Genomic DNA, 20,728 nt, shown 5'->3' with positions numbered 1-20,728 from the left:
GCAAATTTGCCGGGCCGTTCTGCGCTCTCGGTGGTTAAAAGGGCGTTAGCACTCGGCGCTATTGCTTGGCGGGTATATCGTAGCTCGCATCGAGCAGGCGCGCGCCCAGGTCGCCGAGCTTCTGATAGTCGTAACTGGCGTTGCTGAACACGATGACCGTATGCCCGTCGGCGAGCACGCGGTGCGCGAGCATGCGGAAGCCGCCGTTCGAGCCGTCTTCCCACGCCGCCTCGCGATCCTTGCCCGCGATCTTCTCGATCCGCACTCGGCCGCCCAGGGCATAACGCTGGTCGGGCATCAGCGTCGTCATCAGCGCCTTGCGCGACGCGGGGCTGAGCAGCTTGCCGTCCAGCACCGCGTCCATCAGCGTCATCAGGTCTGGCGCGCTGGTGTAGAAGCCGCCGGCCATGGCCATGAAATCGGGGGTCGGGTTCGGCTTGCGCACCGGCGCGGGCACCAGCGTCGCATAGCCCAGCGCCATACCCTTCATGCCGCCTGAATCGCCGCGATAGATGCCGCTGTCCTTCAGCCCGAGCGGCTTGACCAGCAACCGCTCGACCAGCGTCGCATAGGGCACGCCGCTCACGCGCTCGACGATCGCCTTGGCGAGAATCCAGTTGGAGTGCGAATAGTCCCAGGCGGTGCCGGGCTCGAAGGCGAGATCGCCGCTGGCATAGCGGCGCACCGCTTCCATCTGATCGAGCTCGACCCCGCGCGACTGGATGTCCTTGCGCGCTTCGAGCACCTGGTTGGGCACCCCGCTCGAATGGCTCATCAAGCGTTTCAGAGTGAGCCTGGCGCCGGTATCGGCGCGATATTCTGGCAGATAACGGATGATCGGCGCGTCGAGGTCTAGCTTGCCCTCATCGACCAGCTTGAGGATGATGATCGAGGCGATCCATTTGGACACAGATCCCGTTTCGAACCGGGTGCCGGGCAGAATCGGCACGCCGTGCTCGGCATCCGCCTGGCCGATACCCTCGACATAGGCGACGTGGCGTCCGGTGCCGACCAGCGCGACGCCGTTGAACCCTTCGCTCGCATCGACCAGGTCGTGATAGGATTGCGCAGCACAAGGCGTTGCCGTGCCAAGCGCCAACGCGCACGCCGCCATTCTCCAACTACGCATCCGCATCTCCCTGCTCAAGATACGCGAACATGTCATGGCGATGCGTGTTATTCAACTACAACAGTAGTCAGCAGCGAAACCGGCTCAGCATGTCGAGCGCATACGCGATGCTTGCAAAGGGCTTGGCGCAGGCAGCATGGTAGCGCCCGCTCATGTCGGCGCTATCGGCATGGTCCGGGAACTGGACGTCCTGGGTATGGTGATGATCGAGGATCGGCTGGCGGCAGCTCTTGCACAAGGGCTGGGGCGTTTCGCCCCAGCTGGGCCCGAGCGGCCCAGTATCGAGAAACATGGATGCGACTCCGAAGGGTGGTTATCCCTAGGAAACCTTAAGGGCCCGCATCGGCCAAGCTGCTGTTAACCCTTAAGGGTTCGTTCGCGCTTTATTCCCGTCCGATCAGATCGAGGAACGCATCGAAATTCGCCGCAAGCGGGACGACGCTCTCCTCAAGGTGGGAATTGACCATGTCGAAATGTACGATCCCCCTGCCCTGATCGGCCGTGTCGATCGCGATCGCCTCGCCGGCGCCATTGCTGCCAATGATGAAGTAGCCCGGAAAGAATTCGTGATACGCGCCCTCGCGCTCGAACTGCGCCGCGTCCTCAGCGGGATAGAGACAGAAATTCAGGGGCTGGACCGACAATGGCCCCTCCCCGCCATTGCTGAATTCAAGCAGCGCGACATAGGCCGCCGGCAACGGGATCGGTGCAATCTCGCGCAGCACCGCTATCACCTCGGGAGCCGCCCCGGCATGCCCGGACCAGTCGCGCCCCGCGAGCATCACGCGACCTTGAAGCTCGCCCCGAACAGCAGCACTTCGGCATCGGGCGGGCTAACCTGGAGCACGCCGCCACCCTGCGTCACCAGCGCATGGACGAGGTACGCCGCCGCCGCGCGCGGGGTGATCGGCAGGTCGTCCTTGCCGCCGGCCAGCGCGCTGCGCAGCTCGGGGTCGAGCACGATGCGCGGGCCATCGGCGCGCACGACGATCTCGATCGCCCCATCGACGATCTCCGCACCGATATCGAGCTGCCCGCCGCGGATCAGCGCGTCGCCGCCGATCAGCGACAAGTTCATCAGTACCTTGATCGCCTGCTTGGGCAGGACAGGATCCTCGACCATCCAGCCGACATTGACGCGGTGGTTCTCGCCGAACAGCCCCTCGATCGCCGCCTGCGCCTCACGCGTGTCGACGGTCTCGCCGAAACCGCCGGCCGCGCCGAACGCCAGGCGGAAGAATTTCAGCTTGTTGGCGCTCGCCTTGGCACTCTCGTTGAGGAGCTCCAGGCAGCGCGCGCGCATCTCGGGATCATGCTCGTCGGCGAGCAGTTCCAGCCCGTTGTTGAGCGCCCCCACCGGGCTCAGCAGATCGTGGCAGAGCCGCGAGCAGAGCAGGCTGGCGAAATCGGTCGGGCTGATGTTCAAGGTGCAGGCTCCCGCGAGGTCCAGCCTCTTTGGCGCAGGGCGCGCCATGCTGCAAGCGCGTGCCTCCGGCCGCGACAAAGGTCGTGCTTGTGTGCGCCGCGGCGGTAGCGCTACCATCGCCGCAAAATTGAAATGAGGGAGAGCATATGCGACAGGTCCTGCCCATCCTCGCCGCGCTGCTGATCGCGCAGCCCCTGCCCGCGCCTGCCCAGGAGAAACCCGCCGCCACCGCTAGCTTCCGCATCGACAAGGCCCGCATCGATCGCGCCCTCGCCGATATGGTAAGGAGCGGCCGTGCGACCGGTGTCGAGGCGCTGGTGTGGAAGGACGGTCGCGAAGTATATTTCGGCAGCACGGGCCTCGCCGATCGCGAGGCGAACCGCCCGATGCGGCGCGACACGCTGGTCCAGGTCTATTCGATGACCAAGCCGGTCACCGGCACCGCGCTGATGCAACTCTGGGAACAGGGCAAGTTCGGGCTCGACGATCCGCTTTCCCGCTACCTCCCCGAATTCGCTACGATGCTGGTCCAGGACGGCGCCGATGCCGCCGGCCAGCCTCTCTGGCGCCCCTCTAAGCGCCCGGTGACGATCCGCGACGTCCTTCGCCATACCGCCGGCTTCGCCTATGGCGACGGCGCGAGCGCCGCGGAAAAGGCCTTTGCCGCCGCAGACCCGCTGGGGCTCGGCCATGACCTCACCGAGTTCGGCCATCGCCTCGCCCATGTCCCGCTTCTCTTCGAGCCCGGCAGCGAATGGCGCTACAGCTCGGCGGTCGATGTGCAGGCGCTGCTCGTCGAGAAGCTCTCGGGCCAGAAGTTCGAGGAATATGTCCGCCAGCATGTGCTGGACCCGCTCGGCATCAGGGAAGCGGGCTGGACCCAGCCGGACGCACGGCTCGATCGCTTCGCCGCCACCTACATCCTAGGTGCCGACAAGAAACTTGTCCGCGAGGCCGATGCGATCACCCGCGCCCGCAACTTCCCGCGCCCGGCGATGACGATGGGCGGCGCCGGCATCGTCGCGCCGATCGACGAGTATATGCGTTTCACCCGCATGCTGCTCGGGCAAGGCATGCTGGACGGCGTGCGCATCCTAAAACCCTCCACCGTGCGGCTGATGTCCACCAACCAGCTTGATCCGCGCATCACCGAGAAGAGTTGGCTACCGAGCAAGGGCAATGTCGGCTTCGGCATCGACTTCGCCGTACGTATCGGACAGCCAAAGGGCGCCGAGGAAAACCGCGGCGCCCTGGGCGAATTCTTCTGGGACGGCGCGGCATCCACCCTGTTCTGGGTGGACCCCGCCAACAAGCTGGCCGCGGTGTTGTTCGTCCAGACCAAGCCTTTCCAGGCCACGCTCCACCGCGACTTTCGTCGGGCGGTCTATGGCGATGCCTATCTCGGCCCAATTGGGGACTAGGCCGCCATGGGCGGCGCGCATATCGTCCCTATGTGCGCGAGGCATCAGAGCATCACAAGGCGTAGTTCATCAGCCGCCGGCTCGCTCTAATGGACGAAAACACGCAAACTACCGGCGCCCGCGCTCGCCATGGCCCTTCAGGCCAAGGCGGCACGGATCGCCGAGAGGTCCCAGCTCGCGCTGTTCTTCAATATACCCGTCTAGACGACCTTGCGGCCCGTGAAGAGCTGGATCAGGCCGATCACCAGAGCGACGACCAGCAGGATGTGGATCAGGCCCGCGCCGATGTGCAGGGAGAAGCCCAGCAGCCACAGCACCAGCAGAATTACGACGATTGTCCAAAGCATCGGCACGCTCTCCGTTCAGGGTTTCCCCATCAACGGGTTGCGCCGCCGAAACGTTCCGCGGACGCCTGCGGTCTTTTCCGGATTACCCGCCCCGCGACGCTGCTGCTACAATATGAAGCTATGGGCATTGCCCAACCTCCGGAACCAACATGACGCGCAGTGCGGCGAACAACAGAGGCGAGACGATTCCCGGCCCCGGCTGGACCGGCCTCGGCGCGACCGCCCTGCCGCAATGGTTAACGGCGATCGGCTGCGTGATCCTGTCGCTGCCATTGCTTGGCTGGCTGCTCGAAGTGCCGGTGCTGCGCGGGTTCGGCAATCCCGACTATGCCGTCGCGCCGCTGAGCGCGATCAATGGCTGCCTGGTAACGTCCGCGGCGTTCCTGGCAGTGAGCGGACGCCGCTGGCTGACAAGGATCGTCCTCGTCCCCGCCGCCATCCTGCTCACCCTGATCGCGGTGGAGTATCTGACCGGCGCGATAGCGGTGGAGCGGTTCTTCTTCTACGAGACCGTGCAGCGGCTCGGCGTGCGCAACAACGGGCTCAGCCCCGGCGGCACGATGGCGGTGGCGGGAATCGGAGCACTCGCCGCGCTGGCCGTTACCTCGGAGCGCCAGATTCACCGCGTCTTCGCCATCATCCTGTCGAGCGCGTCGATCGCGCTCACCCTCCTGGCCACCACGGCGCTGCTCGCCGAACCGGGAGGCACCTCTCCCGCCTTTCTCGGGCGCTCCGCGGTTTCGAGCGCGATCGCACTGCTCCCCGCGACCGGCGTGATCCTCTACGCCATGCGGCGCCATAGCGGCGAGCGCGGATGGCACCTGCTCATCCGGCTCACCCCGGCGATCATCATCCTGCCCGCCCTCCCCTCGCTGGCCGGCTTCGCAGCCTATCGGACGGACCTGCTCGGCTTCGGCGCGGCGCAATTCCTGGTCCTGGCCGGCAATGTGCTGATTCTCGCGGGCGTGCTGGTGCGCGCGATCCGCCATGCCGACGCGCAAAGCCGCGCACTCGCCGTTCGCGAGGCGAAGCTGAGCGCAGTGCTGGCGATGGTGCCGGATGCAGTCATGTTGATCGAGGAATCCGGCACGATCGTCGAGTTCAGCGCCGCTGCCGAGCGGCTATGGGGCTATCGCGCCGAGGATGTGATCGGCAAGCCCGTGACTCTGCTCGCCCCCCAGGCCCATGCCTCGCGCTACGAGGCCGAACTCGCGGCCCTGCAGGATCGCGAGCCCGATCCCTGGAATGCCGAGCCGCTCAGCGCTGTCGGGCAGCGCAGCGATGGCTCGCTGTTTCCCCTCGAAGCGCGCGCCGGCCGGGTCCAGGCAGCCGATACCCGCTGCCTGACTATCTTCGTGCGCAACATGTCCGCGCAGTTCACCGTCGAAGACCAGGTGGCCCAGCTCAATTCTGAGCTCGCCCATCTCGCCCGCCAGAGCGCGATGGGCGAAGCCGCCGCCGATCTCGCGCACGAACTCAACCAACCGCTCACCGCCGCCGCCAATTACCTGTCCGCCGCTGCCATGCTCGCGCGCAAGACCGGCACCGAGGGGCCGGGCACCGAACTGGTCGGCAATGCCCGCGAGCAGGTGATGCATGCCGGCGACATCATCCGCCGCCTGCGCAGCTTTACGGAGCGCAATGACACCGAACGCAGCGTCGAGCTGCTCCAGCCGATGATCGAGGATGCCGCGCGGCTGGTGCTGGTGGGCTCGAGCCGCCTTGCCGCGCACATCGATTGCGACGTCGAGCCTGCCAATCTTCGCGTCTTCGTCGATCGCGTCCAGGTCCAGCAGGTATTGGTCAATCTGATGCGCAACGCCGTGGAGGCCTTGCGTGACAGCGGCCGGGAAAAGCCGCGCATCTGCATCACCGCCTGCCCCACCGACGATGCGATGGTCGAGGTGACGTGCCGCGACAACGGCCCCGGCCTTCCGCCCGAGGCGCTCGCCCATCTGTTCCAGCGCTTCTCGGCGAACAGCACGAGCGAAGGCATGGGCATCGGCCTGTCGATCTCGAAGCGTATCGTCGAGCTGCACGGCGGCGTTTTCTCGGCGACCAACGCGCCCGAAGGCGGCGCCGAATTCACCTTCACCCTGCCCACGCTGGACGGCGAGGACAACGGCGCGCTCTAGCGGTGCCGGACAAGTTGCGACAATTTCGCCCCCCACCCGAGAAACCTTCGCGACAGGCCAGGCCTATTTCTTCGTCATCCAGACATCACCTGGAGCGGAGAAAAGGCAATGATGAAACTGAAACTCGCCGCGCTGCTCGCAGCCAGCGCACTCACCTTCGGCACCGGCGCCGCGATGGCCGCCCCGCAGGACCGCACCCCGCCCAAGGCCGAGAAGGCCGAAGGCCCCCGTCACCACCAGATCGACCTCAATAAGGACGGTTCGATCAGCAAGGACGAGTGGATGAAGGCCGCCGCCGCGCGCTTCGAGCGCTTCGACGTCAGCAAGGACGGCAAGCTCTCGCGCGAAGAGATGCGCTTCGGCCGCTTCGAGGAGCATCGCGGTCATGGCCGCGGCCATGAGGGCGGACGTCGCGGTGGGGGCCCTGGCTGGCAGCATGGGCCGCACGGCGGTCCTCAGGGCGGCCCGGGTCGCGAAGGTCCGGGCGGTCCCGGTGGCCCCGGCCACCGCATGGGCCCGCCGCCTCCCCCGCCCGCCGATGCCCCGACGCCGCCGGCGCCCACCAACTGAGCGTCAGTCGATCTCCACAGGATCGAAGCGCCCGTGGAGCGACCCCCGCTCCACGGCGCGCCACGCAGTGACCGCTTCTCCCCCGACGATGAGCCACAGCTTGCCGTCGGGGGCAGCCCTTTCGGCATCCGTTGCCGAAGGCGTCGCGTCCCCGCTGGGGTGCGAATGCCAATATCCGGCGATCTTCGGTCCGCCCGCGCGCTCGGCGCGGAGCGCGGTAAACAATGCGACAGGATCTATCTCGAAATGCCGATCCGGCGCTTCATCAACATTTTCAACAGCTTGGAACGCGTCGATCACACCGTCCCCGCCGAACAGCAATCCGCACGCCTCGTTGGGCATGGAAACCGCAGAAATCTGTCGGATACCGATCAGTACAGATCTTGAAATCGTGAACCTCATACCCATTTACGATAAAACATGAATCCGGGGGTTTCCATCATCGAAGCACGCATCGCGGACACAGCCGATGGCTGGCGTCTGGATCGTGCGCTCGCCGACGCCGTGCCGACCATGTCGCGCGAACGGCTGAAGGTGCTGATCTCGTGCGGCGCGGTCACCGGACCCCAGGGCCTGGTCCGCGATCCCGCGAAGAAGGCGTTGGGCGGCGGGATGTACAGCGTGGCGGTCCCCGATCCCAAGCCGGCGCACAACGAAGCGCAGGAGATCCCGCTCAATATCGTCTACGAGGACGAGCACCTGATCGTGATCGACAAGCAGGCCGGGCTGGTCGTCCATCCCGCCGCCGGCAATCTCGACGGCACGCTGGTCAACGCGCTGCTCCACCATTGCCACGGCTCGCTTTCGGGCATCGGCGGCGAGGCGCGCCCCGGGATCGTTCACCGGATCGACAAGAACACGTCGGGCCTGATGGTCGCCGCCAAGCACGACCGCGCGCATGTCGGGCTGGCCGCGCAGTTCAAGGCCCATTCAATCGACCGGCGCTATCGTGCGATCGTGTCGGGACTTTTGAGACTTTCCGAGGGTACCGTGGATGCGCCGCTGGCGCGGTCGCCGCACAATCGCAAGAAAGTCGCGATCGTGAAGAACGGAAAGCGCGCGGTTACCCATTGGCGCAAGCTTCGAGAACTTCACGACGCCGCGCTGGTCGAATGCAGGCTGGAGACCGGGCGTACCCATCAGGTGCGGGTGCACATGGCCTCTTTGGGTCATCCGCTCGTCGGCGATCCGGTTTATGGGAGTGTCCGCAAGACCCACCGTGAACTTCTGGAAACCTTGAATTTCCGGCGGCAAGCCTTGCACGCGGCCCATCTGGGGTTCATTCACCCCATCAATAGTACCGCTTTGGCGTTCGAAAGCGAAATCCCTGCGGACATGCAGGAACTGTTCGATAACCTCATCGTATGATTTTCGGTGCGCTGGCCTGAGGGTAAGCGTGCCTAGTAAAGGGAGAAGTGATCATGGCAAGCGGAAGCAACGTCCCGGCGACGATCCCCGCGCTTGGTGGTGAGCAGAGCCTCAACCGCTATCTGGCCGAGATCAAGAAGTTTCCGATCCTGAGCCCCGAGCAGGAGTTCATGCTCGCCAAGCGCTTCCAGGAGCATGGCGACACGGATGCCGCGGCCCAGCTGGTCACCTCGCATCTGCGTCTCGTGGCGAAGATCGCCATGGGCTATCGTGGCTATGGCCTGCCCGTTTCCGAGCTGATCTCGGAAGGGAATATCGGCCTGATGCAGGGCGTGAAGAAGTTCGAGCCCGATCGGGGCTTCCGCCTGGCCACCTATGCCATGTGGTGGATCCGCGCCTCGATCCAGGAATTCATCCTGCGCTCGTGGAGCCTCGTGAAGATGGGCACCACCGCCGCGCAGAAGAAGCTGTTCTTCAACCTGCGCCGGATGAAGGCCAAGCTCGACGCGTTCGAGGATGGCGATCTCAGCCCAGAGCATGTCACCAAGATCGCCACCGATCTCGGCGTCACCGAGGACGAAGTCACCTCGATGAACCGCCGCATGGCGATGGGCGGCGATACGTCGCTCAACGTGCCGATGCGCGAGGATGGCGAGGGCCAGTGGCAGGATTGGCTTCAGGACGACGATCAGCTCCAGGACGAGCGCGTCGCCGACGCCCAGGAAGCCACGGTCCGCCACGACATGCTCGTGTCGGCGATGGAGGACCTCAACGAGCGCGAGAAGCACATCCTCACCGAGCGCCGCCTGACGGATGACCCCAAGACCCTCGAGGAGCTCTCTCAGGTCTATGACGTCAGCCGGGAGCGCGTCCGCCAGATCGAAGTGCGCGCGTTCGAGAAGCTGCAAAAGGCGATGATGCGCATCGCCGGCGAAAAGCGGCTCCTCCCCGCCTGACGCCTGCGCATGGGTGACGGTGATCAAAACGACGAGGAGGCCCCACACCTCCCGGAAGCGCCGGCGGACATCCCGTCGGCGCCTTCCGATTCTACGTCCCGTCCGCGCGAGTGGACGCCCCGGGCGACGACGCTGCTGCAGTCGGATCTCGGCAACGCGCCGATGCCGGATTTGCGGCCGCTCGGCGAGGAATCATCGCCCCGGCGAAAGCACCCTGAATCAAACTCGAGCGCGGCAACGCTTCTTCCAGACGCTGAGTCTGGCCCCCCGCCTTCGCCGGGGAAAGAAGTACGCACAGCCAAACCCCGCAAACCCCTGCTCCGTCGCATCCTTTTCTGGATCCTGAAGCTCGTCCTCGCCTTCCTGGCTGTCTCGATCGGCATGGTGATGCTCTACAAGTTCGTGCCCCCGCCGATCACCTGGACGCAGATCGGCGACATCTTTTCGGGCCATGGTGTCACCAAACGCTGGATGTCGATCGACCGCATAGACCCGGACATGCCGCGCGCCGCGATCGCTGCCGAGGATGCGCGTTTCTGCTCGCACCATGGCTTCGATTTCGCCGCGCTCGAACAAGCCTATGCCCGCAACCAGAAGGGCGGCCGCATCCGCGGTGGCTCGACGATCAGCCAGCAGACCGCGAAGAACGTCTTCCTGTTCCAGGGCGGCGGCTATGCGCGGAAAGCGCTGGAGGCCTATTTCACCGTTCTGATCGAGAATATCTGGGGCAAGCGCCGGATCATGGAAGTCTATCTCAACGTCGCGGAGACGGGGATCGGCACCTACGGCGTCAACGCCGGCTCGATGCGCTATTTCAAGCATGACGCGTCGCAGATGAGCCCGCGCGAGGCTGCCCAGATCGCCGCTGTCCTGCCGCTTCCCAAGAAGCGCGCCGGCACCGATCCGCGCGGCTTCACGCGCCGCTATGGCAACGCGATCACCGTCCGCATCGGAACCGTCCGTGGTGACGGCCTGGATGGCTGCCTGCGCTGAATGGAGCCGATCCGCATCGCTGCCGCGCTAATCGACGACGGTGCGGGCAATATGCTGCTGGTCCGCAAGGCGGGGACCACGGCCTTCATGCAGGCAGGCGGCAAGATCGAGCCCGGAGAGACCCCGCTCGCCGCGCTGCGTCGCGAACTGGCGGAGGAGATCGGGCTCACCCCCGCGACCGAACCCACTCGTCTCGGCAGCTTCCGGGCACCCGCCGCAAACGAGCCGGGTTGCGTGGTCGAGGCAGAACTGTTCCACCTGACCGCGCCGCACGATCCCGCCATCGCGGCGGAGATCGAGGAAGCGATCTGGGTCGAGATCACCCGCGCCGACGAACTTGTGCTCGCGCCGATGACACGCGAGCACGTGTTGCCGATCGCTCTCGGGCTGGTCTGAGCGTTACTGAACCTTCCTCGCAGCATCCTGCGCCGCGTCGCCCACATCCTTCGCCGCGCCACCGACGTCCTTGGCCGCCTGCGTCACCGCGTCGGTCTTGGCGTTCTCGCGGTTGTTCTGGTTGAACAGATACACGGCGCCGATCACCACCGCGATCAGCAGCACCAGCCCGACCAGCAGGCCCACGCCGCTGCCGCCGCTCCGCTCGACCACCACGGTGCTGCCACCCGTCTCGGTGACGCGCTCGGCAGTTACGCCGTCGGTACGCTCGGTTACACGTTCCACCATCTTCATCCTCCTCGAACTTGTGCCGACAGCAACCGAGGAGAACGAACGATGGTTCCGGAAATCAGAAAGGCAGCTTGAAGCCCGGCGGCAGCGGCAGGCCGCTCGTCATCTTCGCCATCGACTCCTGCGACGCCGCATCGGCCTTGGCGCGGGCATCGTTGAAGGCGGCTGCGAGCAGGTCCTCGAGCATGCCCTTCTCGGCCGGATTGAGCAGCGAATCGTCGATGTGGATGCCGATGATCCGGCCCTTGGCCGAAGCCTGGACCTTGATCAGTCCGCCGCCGGCGGCGCCCTCGACCTCGATCTTGTCGAGATCAGCCTGGGCCTTGGTGAGCTCGGCCTGGACGTTCTGCGCCATGGCCATCATCTTTTCGAGATCCATACTCAACTTCCTGTCTTGGACCAGCCGATCAGCTCGGCTTCGGGAAAGGCTTCCATCGCCGCGGCGACCATCGGCGACGCGAGCACTGCGTCGCGCTCTGCCTGTTCGTTCGCGGCCTGCTCCTCGCGCAAGGTCATCGCCTGCGCCGGCACATCGACGCACTGGAGCTTCCAGTTGCTCCCCGTCAACTCCTTGAGCACGGCGCCGAGTTCCTTGATGAAATCATGGGGCAGCGCACGAGCCGCCGCGAACTCGACCTCGGTACCCTCGAAGCGGATCGGGCGCATGTAGTCCGTAACTTGGATGGAAAGTCTCGGCTTGCCTTTAGCCTCAAGATAATCGGCGAGCTGGCCGAGCGAGGTCGGCATCGCCGCGCCATTCGCGCCCGCCGGCGCACTGGGTGCCGCACCGCCCGAGATCGTCACGCTGCCGCTAGCGATCTGCCGCGCAAGCTCGCCCGGATCGGGGAGCTGCGAGGCATGGATCACGCGCAGCAGCGCCATCTCCGCCGCTTCGATCGGCAGCACCGCCTTGGCGACTTCGTCATGCCCGCGCAGCACCAGCTGCCACAGCCGGTGCAGCGCCGGGAAGCTCAGCCCCGCCGCCCAGCGCTCAAGCGCGCGCAATTCCTCCGCCGACTGGCCCGAATTGCCATCGGTGCCGAGCTTGGCGAGCGTCACGGCGTGTACCGTCTCCAGCAGCGTGCGCAGCACCGCCTGCGGATCGACGCCGAGATCATACTGCCCGCGCAGCGAGGCCAGCGCCCCCTGCGCGTCGCCCTCCAGCAACAACCCGAACAAGGTCCGGATCGCGCCGCGGTCGGACAGGCCGAGCATCTGGCGCACCGCATCCGCCTTCACGCCCTCGCCCTCCAGGCCCGCATGCGCGATCGCTTGGTCGAGGATCGAGAGCCCGTCGCGCGCCGACCCTTCCGCGGCGCGCGCGATCAGCCCCAGCGCCTCGGGCTCGGCTTCCACGCCCTCAGCCTGCGAAACCCGTGCGAAATGCTCGGCGAGCAGCTCGGCCGGGATGCGACGCAGATCGAAGCGCTGGCAGCGCGACAGCACCGTCACCGGCACCTTGTTCACCTCGGTCGTGGCGAACAGGAACTTCACATGCGCCGGCGGCTCCTCCAGCGTCTTGAGCAGCGCGTTGAACGCACTCTTCGAGAGCATGTGCACTTCGTCGATGATGTAGATCTTGTAGCGCGCCGACACCGCCGAATAGCGCGACGCCTCGATGATCTCGCGGACATCGTCGACGCCGGTATGCGACGCGGCGTCCATCTCGATCACGTCGATATGCCGCCCCTCGGCGATCGCCCGACAGGGATCGCAGACGCCGCACGGATCGATCGTCGGCCCGCCCTGCCCGTCCGGGCCGATGCAGTTGAGCGCCTTGGCGATCAGCCGCGCGGTCGAGGTCTTGCCGACCCCGCGCACGCCGGTCAGCAGGAAGGCATGCGCCAGCCGGTCGCGCTTGATCGCATTGCCCAGCGTGGTGACCATCGCGTCCTGCCCGATCAGCTCGGAAAAGGTCTGCGGCCGGTATTTGCGCGCGAGCACGCGATAAGCGGCATCGCGCGGCTGCGCGGGTTCGTCGAGGCCAAGCAGGGAATCGGACATTGATGCCCTATCTAGGGTGCGCGAGCGCGCTTGTCGAAGCTTCAGGCGACGTGACGGGACACATCCACGCGCGGGTGGAGGATGCGCGCTATTTCTACCTGTGCGGACAGGATCCGATAGAAGATGATGTGCTCGCGATGCAGCAATTTGCGATACCGCTCTCCTCACCTTCGATGAGAGCAGCGATCAATTCCTCGCGACGTTGGCGGTGATCTCGAATCAGCGCGGCGACATATTCGCCCGGGCCAGGGAAGCCGCCGTCACTGATCCCTTGCTCGAGATCATCGCGAACGCCTGCCGGAACGGAGATGCTGAAATGCTCCGCGCGGAGAATTTCCACTTACATGCAAAGCTTGTCGATGTGAGCAGCGGTGGGAGCCGGAACGACCCGCAGCGAAATCGTTGTGGCTGCTTCCTTCCGGATCTGACCAAGTTGGCGACGACTACGTCCGCCCGACTCCCGCGGCGCATATGGGCAAAGTCGGCGGGATAGGCAAGATGATTAGGAGAGGGGACGGAAGCGTTCCCGACGCTCCCGCCCCAAAACCTTCTAGCGCCAGCTCTTAGCGGTAGTAGCGCACGTTGCGACACACGCGGTTGCGATGGCCATGACGCACCTTGGTGGTGCAGACCTTGCGCCAATATACGCGCTTGCGGGCATGCGGGCGGTGATGCTGGATTTCCGCCTTGGCGGCGAAGGCCGGAGCGGCCGGGGCAGCGGCGGCATTGGCGGCGGGGATGGCGAGCGCGGCGGCGGCGGCGGCCGCGAGAATGGGAAGCAACTTCATGTCAGCTCTCTCCTGCTGGCAGGGGGTATCCCTGTGGGGGCGAAACCGGACGAGATCGTTTCGGTTCCATGCACGATCCTGAAACGGGACGGATTGCGCGGGGCTGAATGTCCGGTTCGTTGCCGGAACGTTTCGAACCTGCCGATAAAGGCGAAGGGGCGGGAGTCAGCGCCCCTGCATGTCGCGGTGGGCGCTCGGCATGCGTACCACCAGCCCGTCCAGCTCGGGCGTGAGCAATATCTGGCAGGCGAGCCGGCTGGTCCGCACCGCGCCCATGGCGAGGTCGAGGATATCCTCCTCTTCCTCCGCCGCGCGCGGCAGCCGGGCGAAATGCTCGGGATCGACGATCACATGGCAGGTGGAGCAGGCCATCTGCCCCTCGCACGTCCCTTCCAGCGGCTGGCCGTCATTCTGCGCGACTTCGAGCAGGCGCAGGCCTTCCTGGGCTTCCACGTCATGCTGCTGGCCATCGGCGCCGACGAAGGTGACCCGGATCATGCCGCGGGGCTCTGCAGCCGGGCAGCGGCGACGATCCGATCGATCGCGTGGAGCAGCTCGTCCTCGCTGGTGTAGCGGCCATAGCCGATGCGGATGCTGGCTCGCGCCTCTACGGTGCCCAGCCCGATCGCCGCGAGCACATGGCTCGGCCGCCCCGATCCGCTCGCACAGGCCGAGCCCGCGGAAAAGGCAATATCGCGCAGGTCCGAAATCAGCCGGGCGACGTCGAGCCCGGCATGATGCAGGTTGAGATTGCCCGGATAGCGGTCCTCGCGCGAGCCGTTGAGCGCCCAGTCCCCGCCGATCCGGCCAAGCGCCGCGCGGAACAGCTGCTCGGCATGGGCATGATCGACGCCAAAGCGCTGCTTGGCGAGCTTCGCCGCCGCCCCGAACCCCGCGCAGAGCGCCGGCGAGAGCGTACCCGATCGTCCGGCGGGCTCTTGTCCCCCGCCATGCATCAGCGGCTCCAGCGTCACGCCGTCGCGAATCCAAAGGGCACCGATGCCCTTGGGCCCATGGATCTTGTGCGCCGAGACCGCGATCAGGTCGCAGCCATCAGGGATCAGCACACGGCCATAGCCCTGCACCGCGTCGCACAGCAACAGCGCGCCGACGGCATGGGCGAGGTGGGCGAGTTCCTCGATCGGCTGGATCACGCCGATCTCATTGTTGACCAGCATTGCGGCGACCAGCCCGGTACCCGGCCCGATCGCGGCCCGAGCGGCGGCGAGATCGACCAGCCCCTCGGGCCCGACCGGCAGCACGGTGACGTCCCTGCCCTTGCGCCGCTCGGCCTCCACCGTATCGAGCACCGCGGCATGCTCGGTGGCGATCGTCACGATCCCGCCGGTCGTGTCCTTGATCGCCCAGTTGAGCGCCTCGGTCGCGCCGCTGGTGAAGCTGACCTTGCCTCCCGGCGGCAGCAGCCCGGCGACATCGTCGCGCGCCACTTCCACCGTCGCCTTGGCAGCCCTGCCCGGGGCATGGGCGGAGTGCGGGTTGGCGAAATTGCTCTCCAGCAGCGGCAGCATCGCGGCCAGCGCCTCGGGAGCGAGCGGCGTAGTCGCCTGATAATCTAGATAGGTCATGCGGCCCTGGTTCTGGCCTCGATCGCGATCTGGCGCCAGAGCGTCGTGAAGGCATCCACTTCGGCCTCGGTCGTGCCGCGCCCGAAGCTCACCCGCACCACTTCGCGCAGCGCCGGCTCCTCCCAGCCCATCGCGCCCAGCACATGGCTTGGCCGCATGCTGCCCGAGGAACAGGCGCTGCCGGCGGAAACCGAGATCCCGGCCATGTCGAAGCGGATCAGCTGCGCGGCGGAGGACACGCCCGGCATCCGGTATGCGCCGATCAGCGGACTGCGCGGGGTGTCGGCGCCCACAACCTCGCCGCCCGCATCACGGATCGCCGCCTCGAGCCGCGCCCGCAGCGCCTTCATCCGCACCAGATCCTCGGGCACTGCCACCGCCGCGGCATAGCCGAGCGCGCCGGGGAGGTTCTCCGTCCCTGCGCGATAGCCCTTCTCCTGCCCGCCCATCGGCAGCAACACGGCGAAGTCACGCACCAGCAACGCCCCGACCCCCGGCGGCCCGCCACGCTTGTGCGCCGAGACCGCGACCAAATCGCCATGGCGCAGCACCGCGTCGTCGGCATGCGCGGGCATCTGCGCGGCATCGATCAGCAATATGCCGTCCGCAGTCCGCACGATCGCGGCGATTTCCGCAATCGGCTGGCGCACGCCGGTCTCGCTGTTCGCCCATTGAATGCCGACCAGCGCCCGCGGCCCCTCGGCCAGCGCCGTCCTGAGCGTGTCGGGGTTCAGGATACCGTCGCCATCCACCGGCAGCACCTGCGCGCCCTCCGAGTGCCGCAGTACCGAATCATGCTCCACCGCGCTGATCAGCCGACGCGGCGCCATCGAGCGGGTCAGCGCCATGTGCAGCGATTCGCTCGCCCCGCCGGTGAAGATCAGTTCGTGCGCCCAGCCATAGGCCGCGGCCACATCGCGGCGCGCCTTTTCCAGCGCGGCACGGGCGGCGCGGCCCTCGGCATGGGGAGAGCTGGGATTGGCCCAATGCCGCATCCCTTCCGCTACCGCCACCAGGGCCTCCGGCAGCATCGGCGTGGTCGCGGCATGATCGAGATAGATGCGGTCGGCCAAGTTGCTCTCGTAATAATTGCGCAAACGGGCGCGCTGCCTATATAGCGCCCAACTCTCCGCGCTCCACCGCGCACATGAATTCATACAGGGAAAAGCCTTGCCCGAAGTAATCTTCCCCGGCCCCGAAGGGCGCCTCGAAGGCCGTTTCGCTCCCGCGCCCAAGCCGCGCGCACCGGTCGCCATGATCCTCCACCCGCATCCCAATGCGGGCGGCACGATGAATAATCGCATCGTCCAGGAGCTCTACAAGACCTTCCAGCGCCGCGGCTTCGCGACGCTCCGTTTCAATTTCCGCGGGGTCGGCAAGAGCCAGGGCACGTTCGACAACGGCATCGGCGAGCTGTCCGACGCTGCGTCGGCGCTCGACTGGGTGCAGAGCTTCCACCCGGAGGCATCGTCCACCTGGGTCGCCGGCTTCGGCTTCGGCGCCTGGATCGGCATGCAGCTGCTGATGCGCCGCCCGGAAATCCGTGGCTTCATCTCGGTCGCCCCGCCGGCGAACATGTTCGACTTCACCTTCCTGGCGCCCTGCCCCTCGTCGGGCGTCATCGTTCAGGGCGAGAATGACGAAGTGGTCACGCCGGGCGCCGTCCAGAAGCTGGTCGACAAGCTGCGCACCCAGAAGCACATCACCATCCACCACGACACCATCCCGGGTGCGAACCATTTCTTCGAGAATGAAATGGAAGACCTGATGGGCAGCGTGGACAAGTATCTGGACATGCGGCTCGACCCCAACTCGCCGATCCGCTGATATCGTGCGGGCGCGGGCTTCAGGCCCGCGCCCGGCACCTTGCGAACGACAGCGCGAAGACCAGCCCCGCCGCCGCCGCGCCGATCGCGTACCAGGGCAGCGCTGGGGGATCGAAGCGGGCGCCGGTCAATCCGATGCCGAAGCCTCGGGAATATGCTGCTGGAATCAGCGCCAGCGTAAGCGCCATCGTCGCCAGCCCGCCCAGCACCGCGCGCACCGCAAGCGGCCCGATCCGGACACGCACCGCCAGGAAGAAGCACAGGATCAGCAGCGCGCCGAGCAGCAGCTTGGCCGCCGGCCCGATAGCGTCGCCCGCTTTCCAAGTATTCGCCGGCAACCGGTCCAGGCCGTGGCGATCGAGCGCCATCAGCAATCCCGGCAGGAACACCGCGGTCACCCAGCCGAACAGCCAGGCCGGCCCGCTGCACCGGAGATCGCGCAGTCGCATCGCTCAGGCGGCGCTTAACATACTTGATTCCTGGCCGCGCAGACGATCGTCCTGGTGTTCTGGCGCCGATGCGTATCTTCCTTGATCGCTTCCACCGTCGCCTTGTCATCCGCCTCGCGCTGCTGCCAGTCCGCCTGGCTCATGCAAGTCTGCTTGCGGATGATCGATCCGGTCAAGACCGCGCCGCGGCAAACCTTGCGCTTCTTCGAATCCTTCTCGCCTTGCACCAGGATCGCGTCCTCGGGCTTTTCCTGCCCGGCGCTAGTCTGTTGCCTGGTCTCCTGTCCGGCAAGGGCGGCGGCCGGTGCAGCCAACGAAAATGCGACGAGCGAAAACAACGGCCAGCCCACCATTTCGTCCCTCTTCGGCGAATGCCGAGATGGGCGCAGGCTGTCAGCGCTTCCGCACCAAGTCAATTCGAGGCGGATCAGTCCTTTTTCAGGTTCTTCGCTCCGCCGGCGAGCATCGCGGCGGTCGCCTCGTTGGCGCTGCGATAGGCTTCCTGGAACTCGGCGCTCCAATATTTGAGCTCGTTCAGCGGGATCGGATCGCCGCTCACCGCGCACAGCACATAGCTGCCGGGGCTCAGGATATCGATCTCGGGGGTACCGTAGTGGATTTGCGCGGGGCCGTTCATGCGCGCCTATCTAGGAAGTGCCGTGCGCTCCGCCAACACTCAGCGCGTCAGAACCGCGTCGATCCACTGATCGACCACCGCCGTTGCCGGGTAGTCCGCATCGCCCAGCTGCCGGTTGATCGCCATATGGCCGCGCAAGCCGCGCCCCTCGAAGCCCTGCACCTTCACCCTGGCCCCCGCCGCTATCAGCGCACGCCCCAGCGCTTCGGACTGGCGGGTGCCGTCCTCGCGCTGCACATGCAGGATCAGGAAGTCCCGTGCATTGGGGGATGCGGCCTGCAGCGTCGGCGATAATGCCCGCTGGCGCGCCGGCTCGCTGCCGAACGCCGCTGCATAGGTGTCGCCCATGATCCGCGGCCCCTCTGCCATCTGCGCCGGCACGTCATAGGCGGCGCCGTCGACCAGTACGACGCCCGCCAGCTTGTCGAGGCCCCATCCGGCCTTTTGCAGATAGCTGGGGTCGGTGGAAATCAGCGCGGCGAGATGCGCGCCCGCGCTATGCCCCATCACCACGATGCGCCGAGGGTCGATCGCCATCGCACGGGCATTCTTCACCATCCAGCCCAGCGCATCGGCCACGTCCTGCGCCTGCTGCTCGACGGTGGCACCTGGCACCAGCCGATAATTCACGCTCGCGAACGCATAGCCCTTCGCCGTGAAATGCGCGATCTTCTCCGCGCCGGTGGCATTGCCCTTGTCGCCGCGCTTCCAGCCGCCGCCATGGATGAACACGACCAGCGGCGAGTCCGCCTTCGCACCCTTGTAGAAATCGAACTTCTGGAGCGCAGCGGTGCCATAGGCGACTTCGCGGCCAGGCACGGACTGCGCGAGTGCCGGGCTGGCCGCAAGGAGGAAGGGCAGCAGGAGCAGGGACTTGCGCATCGCACACCTCATCGAACCGATGCTGCGAGGATATGCAGGCACTCCAGGGGCGTCCAACATTCTTGTGTAACGAGATGTGTCGGGATCAGACCCGTAGGATCAGCAGATTGCCCAGTATCACCACCGCGCAGATCCACATCAGGATCGCCTTGGTCCGGTCCGCCCGGAGCTGGCGCCACCCGCCCCACACGAGCACGCCCACCGCGATCACCGCGATGCTCAGCCAGATCGGTTCGAGCGAAGGATCGCCCATCAGCGTACGAGCAGCCAGATGCCGAGCGCGAGCAGCGCGAACGCCCCGCCGAACAGCGCGATCATCTTGGGATCGCGGCGATAAATCATCAGCAGCAAGCCGAAGATGATATAGCCAAGCACGCGCGCACCAACGCTCATCACGTTCGCGATCACGCTGCCGAAGCGGTTGGCCACGGGCTTAGTCTTTCCCGGAAAGGATATGGGCATAGGCATCGGGATCGGCATTGCCGCCCGAAAGCACCACGAGCAAGCCCGGTTTCACATCGATCTTGCCGGCAAGCAGCGCTGCCAGCGCCACGGCACCGCCCGGCTCCACCACAACACGCAGCTTCGCCGCTGCCCAGCGCTGCGCGTTGCGTATCTCCGCCTCGCTCACCGCAAGCCCGGTGGTCCCGCGCCTGGAGAGCACGTCGAAGGTCAGCGGCGACACCAAGGTGGTCTGCAGCGCGTCGCAGGCCGTCGGCGGGGGATTGTCGCCCACCGGCTCGATCCAGCCGGCCTCCAGGCTGCGCGTCATGTCGTCCCAGCCCTCGGGCTCGACCACGATGATCTGCGCGTCAGGTAGCGCCAGCGCCAGCCCGGCCGCCAGCCCACCGCCACCGCACGGCACCAGCACGGTCTCGAAGTCGGGCAGCTTCGCCTCGACGATCTGGCTCATCGCCTCGATCCCCGCGCTGCCCTGCCCCTCGATGATCCACGGATCGTCGAAGCTGGGCACCAGCGTGGCGCCGCGGGCGTGCGCCAGATGTGCGGCGATCTTCTCGCGGCTCTCGGTCGCGCGGTCATAGGAGACCACTTCCGCCCCCATCGCCAGCGTCGCATCGCGCTTCACCTTGGGCGCGTCGGCCGGCATCACGATCACCGCCGGGATACCCAATTTCTTCGCCGCCCAGGCGACTCCCTGCGCATGATTTCCCGACGAGAAGGCGACCACGCCTTTTTCGCGTTGCCGATCGTCCAGGGCAGTCAGCCGATGCCATGCCCCGCGGATCTTGAACGCGCCAATCGGCTGCAGGCATTCGGCCTTGAAGCACACCGGATGCCCGCGAAATTCGTGAACGAACAAAGGGGTTTGCGGCAGGATCGCCGCAATCTTGGCAGCGGCGTCCCGAACCCCGGCGCGCGTCGGCTGTCGCACAATCGTCACAGTTCACCCCCGCCGTAAAAGTCCGGACACGCGAATCACTTTACACCCCGATCCAACGTCCTTATGTGCCGCCTTCCGCTGCCCCATGGGACTTCCAACCGCAAGGCAGCTTTTCGTCAATG

28 protein-coding genes and 1 other RNA gene are annotated in these 20,728 nt (G+C 66.2%); 8 read left to right on the top strand and 21 right to left on the bottom strand.

Annotated elements, in window-relative coordinates; genetic code table 11:
- Positions 1–58 precede the first annotated feature (58 nt).
- From AC1RPL_RS20500 to AC1RPL_RS20485, 4 genes are all read right to left on the bottom strand, one after another.
- Positions 59–1,129, bottom strand: coding sequence for a serine hydrolase domain-containing protein (locus AC1RPL_RS20500; RefSeq protein WP_493072065.1), 1,071 nt, complete (start codon positions 1,127–1,129; stop codon positions 59–61).
- Between the two features lie 67 nt (positions 1,130–1,196).
- The gene (locus AC1RPL_RS20495; protein ID WP_493072064.1) at positions 1,197–1,421 is read right to left on the bottom strand and encodes a hypothetical protein; all 225 of its coding nucleotides are present in this window, start codon (positions 1,419–1,421) and stop codon (positions 1,197–1,199) included.
- A gap of 91 nt (positions 1,422–1,512) precedes the next feature.
- Positions 1,513–1,911 (bottom strand): SMI1/KNR4 family protein, encoded by a 399-nt coding sequence (locus AC1RPL_RS20490; RefSeq protein WP_493072063.1) that lies wholly within the window; start codon positions 1,909–1,911, stop codon positions 1,513–1,515.
- Positions 1,911–2,555 carry a histidine phosphotransferase family protein gene (locus AC1RPL_RS20485; protein ID WP_493072061.1) on the bottom strand — a complete coding sequence of 215 codons (645 nt, stop codon included), beginning with the start codon at positions 2,553–2,555 and terminating at the stop codon, positions 1,911–1,913. Before AC1RPL_RS20485 ends, AC1RPL_RS20490 begins: the two co-directional genes overlap by 1 nt.
- A 146-nt stretch (positions 2,556–2,701) precedes the next feature.
- Between AC1RPL_RS20485 and AC1RPL_RS20480 the strand changes: the two genes are divergently transcribed.
- The gene (locus AC1RPL_RS20480) at positions 2,702–3,976 is read left to right on the top strand and encodes a serine hydrolase domain-containing protein (RefSeq protein ID WP_493072059.1); all 1,275 of its coding nucleotides are present in this window, start codon (positions 2,702–2,704) and stop codon (positions 3,974–3,976) included.
- A 200-nt stretch (positions 3,977–4,176) separates the two neighbouring features.
- Here the strand turns inward: AC1RPL_RS20480 and AC1RPL_RS20475 are convergent, their stop codons facing one another.
- Entirely contained in the window at positions 4,177–4,323 is a 147-nt protein-coding gene (locus AC1RPL_RS20475) for a lmo0937 family membrane protein (RefSeq protein ID WP_493072057.1), read from the bottom strand.
- A gap of 149 nt (positions 4,324–4,472) precedes the next feature.
- Here AC1RPL_RS20475 and AC1RPL_RS20470 point away from each other — a divergent pair, with 149 nt between their 5' ends.
- Entirely contained in the window at positions 4,473–6,458 is a 1,986-nt protein-coding gene (locus AC1RPL_RS20470) for a sensor histidine kinase (RefSeq protein WP_493072055.1), read from the top strand.
- 108 nt (positions 6,459–6,566) lie between these two features.
- Positions 6,567–7,028 carry a hypothetical protein gene (locus tag AC1RPL_RS20465; RefSeq protein ID WP_493072054.1) on the top strand — a complete coding sequence of 154 codons (462 nt, stop codon included), beginning with the start codon at positions 6,567–6,569 and terminating at the stop codon, positions 7,026–7,028.
- A gap of 3 nt (positions 7,029–7,031) precedes the next feature.
- Here the strand turns inward: AC1RPL_RS20465 and AC1RPL_RS20460 are convergent, their stop codons facing one another.
- Positions 7,032–7,430 carry a M67 family metallopeptidase gene (locus AC1RPL_RS20460; RefSeq protein ID WP_493072052.1) on the bottom strand — a complete coding sequence of 133 codons (399 nt, stop codon included), beginning with the start codon at positions 7,428–7,430 and terminating at the stop codon, positions 7,032–7,034.
- Between the two features lie 18 nt (positions 7,431–7,448).
- On the opposite strand from AC1RPL_RS20460, the gene AC1RPL_RS20455 reads away from it, so the two are divergent.
- The 4 genes from AC1RPL_RS20455 to AC1RPL_RS20440 all read left to right on the top strand — a co-directional run bounded on the left by AC1RPL_RS20455 (position 7,449) and on the right by AC1RPL_RS20440 (position 10,741).
- Positions 7,449–8,396 carry an RluA family pseudouridine synthase gene (locus AC1RPL_RS20455; RefSeq protein ID WP_493072050.1) on the top strand — a complete coding sequence of 316 codons (948 nt, stop codon included), beginning with the start codon at positions 7,449–7,451 and terminating at the stop codon, positions 8,394–8,396.
- Between the two features lie 53 nt (positions 8,397–8,449).
- Complete coding sequence (gene rpoH / locus AC1RPL_RS20450) at positions 8,450–9,352, top strand: RNA polymerase sigma factor RpoH (RefSeq protein ID WP_493072048.1); 903 nt, start codon at positions 8,450–8,452, stop codon at positions 9,350–9,352.
- Between the two features lie 315 nt (positions 9,353–9,667).
- Complete coding sequence (gene mtgA, locus AC1RPL_RS20445) at positions 9,668–10,345, top strand: monofunctional biosynthetic peptidoglycan transglycosylase (RefSeq protein WP_493072412.1); 678 nt, start codon at positions 9,668–9,670, stop codon at positions 10,343–10,345.
- A complete protein-coding gene (locus tag AC1RPL_RS20440) occupies positions 10,346–10,741 on the top strand; it encodes an NUDIX hydrolase (RefSeq protein WP_493072046.1) in 396 nt (131 codons plus the stop codon).
- 3 nt (positions 10,742–10,744) lie between these two features.
- Here the strand turns inward: AC1RPL_RS20440 and AC1RPL_RS20435 are convergent, their stop codons facing one another.
- The 8 genes from AC1RPL_RS20435 to AC1RPL_RS20400 all read right to left on the bottom strand — a co-directional run bounded on the left by AC1RPL_RS20435 (position 10,745) and on the right by AC1RPL_RS20400 (position 16,483).
- Positions 10,745–11,029: a hypothetical protein gene (locus AC1RPL_RS20435; RefSeq protein ID WP_493072044.1), complete on the bottom strand. Its 285-nt coding sequence runs from the start codon at positions 11,027–11,029 to the stop codon at positions 10,745–10,747.
- A gap of 61 nt (positions 11,030–11,090) precedes the next feature.
- On the bottom strand, positions 11,091–11,411 hold the full coding sequence (locus AC1RPL_RS20430; protein ID WP_493072043.1) for a YbaB/EbfC family nucleoid-associated protein: 321 nt from the start codon (positions 11,409–11,411) through the stop codon (positions 11,091–11,093).
- A gap of 2 nt (positions 11,412–11,413) precedes the next feature.
- Positions 11,414–13,036: a DNA polymerase III subunit gamma/tau gene (locus AC1RPL_RS20425; RefSeq protein WP_493072042.1), complete on the bottom strand. Its 1,623-nt coding sequence runs from the start codon at positions 13,034–13,036 to the stop codon at positions 11,414–11,416.
- A gap of 367 nt (positions 13,037–13,403) precedes the next feature.
- Positions 13,404–13,501: signal recognition particle sRNA small type (gene ffs, locus AC1RPL_RS20420), an RNA gene on the bottom strand.
- A gap of 98 nt (positions 13,502–13,599) precedes the next feature.
- Positions 13,600–13,824, bottom strand: coding sequence for a hypothetical protein (locus AC1RPL_RS20415; RefSeq protein ID WP_493072040.1), 225 nt, complete (start codon positions 13,822–13,824; stop codon positions 13,600–13,602).
- A 165-nt stretch (positions 13,825–13,989) separates the two neighbouring features.
- A complete protein-coding gene (locus AC1RPL_RS20410) occupies positions 13,990–14,322 on the bottom strand; it encodes a 2Fe-2S iron-sulfur cluster-binding protein (protein ID WP_493072038.1) in 333 nt (110 codons plus the stop codon).
- Positions 14,319–15,410, bottom strand: coding sequence for a cysteine desulfurase family protein (locus tag AC1RPL_RS20405; RefSeq protein ID WP_493072037.1), 1,092 nt, complete (start codon positions 15,408–15,410; stop codon positions 14,319–14,321). Before AC1RPL_RS20405 ends, AC1RPL_RS20410 begins: the two co-directional genes overlap by 4 nt.
- Positions 15,407–16,483 carry a cysteine desulfurase family protein gene (locus AC1RPL_RS20400; protein WP_493072035.1) on the bottom strand — a complete coding sequence of 359 codons (1,077 nt, stop codon included), beginning with the start codon at positions 16,481–16,483 and terminating at the stop codon, positions 15,407–15,409. The genes AC1RPL_RS20405 and AC1RPL_RS20400 overlap by 4 nt, the downstream gene beginning before the upstream one ends.
- A 97-nt stretch (positions 16,484–16,580) precedes the next feature.
- On the opposite strand from AC1RPL_RS20400, the gene AC1RPL_RS20395 reads away from it, so the two are divergent.
- Positions 16,581–17,237, top strand: coding sequence for an alpha/beta hydrolase (locus tag AC1RPL_RS20395; RefSeq protein ID WP_493072034.1), 657 nt, complete (start codon positions 16,581–16,583; stop codon positions 17,235–17,237).
- Positions 17,238–17,256: 19 nt separating this feature from the next.
- Here the strand turns inward: AC1RPL_RS20395 and AC1RPL_RS20390 are convergent, their stop codons facing one another.
- From AC1RPL_RS20390 to AC1RPL_RS20360, 7 genes are all read right to left on the bottom strand, one after another.
- Positions 17,257–17,685: a hypothetical protein gene (locus tag AC1RPL_RS20390; protein ID WP_493072032.1), complete on the bottom strand. Its 429-nt coding sequence runs from the start codon at positions 17,683–17,685 to the stop codon at positions 17,257–17,259.
- A gap of 14 nt (positions 17,686–17,699) precedes the next feature.
- On the bottom strand, positions 17,700–18,038 hold the full coding sequence (locus tag AC1RPL_RS20385) for a hypothetical protein (RefSeq protein ID WP_493072031.1): 339 nt from the start codon (positions 18,036–18,038) through the stop codon (positions 17,700–17,702).
- A gap of 74 nt (positions 18,039–18,112) precedes the next feature.
- Positions 18,113–18,322: a DUF2093 domain-containing protein gene (locus AC1RPL_RS20380; RefSeq protein WP_493072030.1), complete on the bottom strand. Its 210-nt coding sequence runs from the start codon at positions 18,320–18,322 to the stop codon at positions 18,113–18,115.
- Between the two features lie 39 nt (positions 18,323–18,361).
- Entirely contained in the window at positions 18,362–19,204 is an 843-nt protein-coding gene (locus tag AC1RPL_RS20375) for an alpha/beta hydrolase (RefSeq protein WP_493072029.1), read from the bottom strand.
- Between the two features lie 85 nt (positions 19,205–19,289).
- Complete coding sequence (locus AC1RPL_RS20370; RefSeq protein WP_493072027.1) at positions 19,290–19,457, bottom strand: hypothetical protein; 168 nt, start codon at positions 19,455–19,457, stop codon at positions 19,290–19,292.
- A complete protein-coding gene (locus AC1RPL_RS20365) occupies positions 19,457–19,633 on the bottom strand; it encodes a hypothetical protein (RefSeq protein ID WP_493072026.1) in 177 nt (58 codons plus the stop codon). Before AC1RPL_RS20365 ends, AC1RPL_RS20370 begins: the two co-directional genes overlap by 1 nt.
- Positions 19,634–19,637: 4 nt before the next feature.
- Positions 19,638–20,606, bottom strand: a complete 969-nt coding sequence (locus tag AC1RPL_RS20360; RefSeq protein WP_493072024.1) for a threonine ammonia-lyase — start codon at positions 20,604–20,606, stop codon at positions 19,638–19,640.
- Positions 20,607–20,728: the final 122 nt, after the last annotated feature.

The sequence above is a fragment of the Sphingomonas sp. GW821-FHT12D09 genome (assembly GCF_058807215.1).
This window is presented reverse-complemented; position numbering and strand designations above follow the sequence as displayed.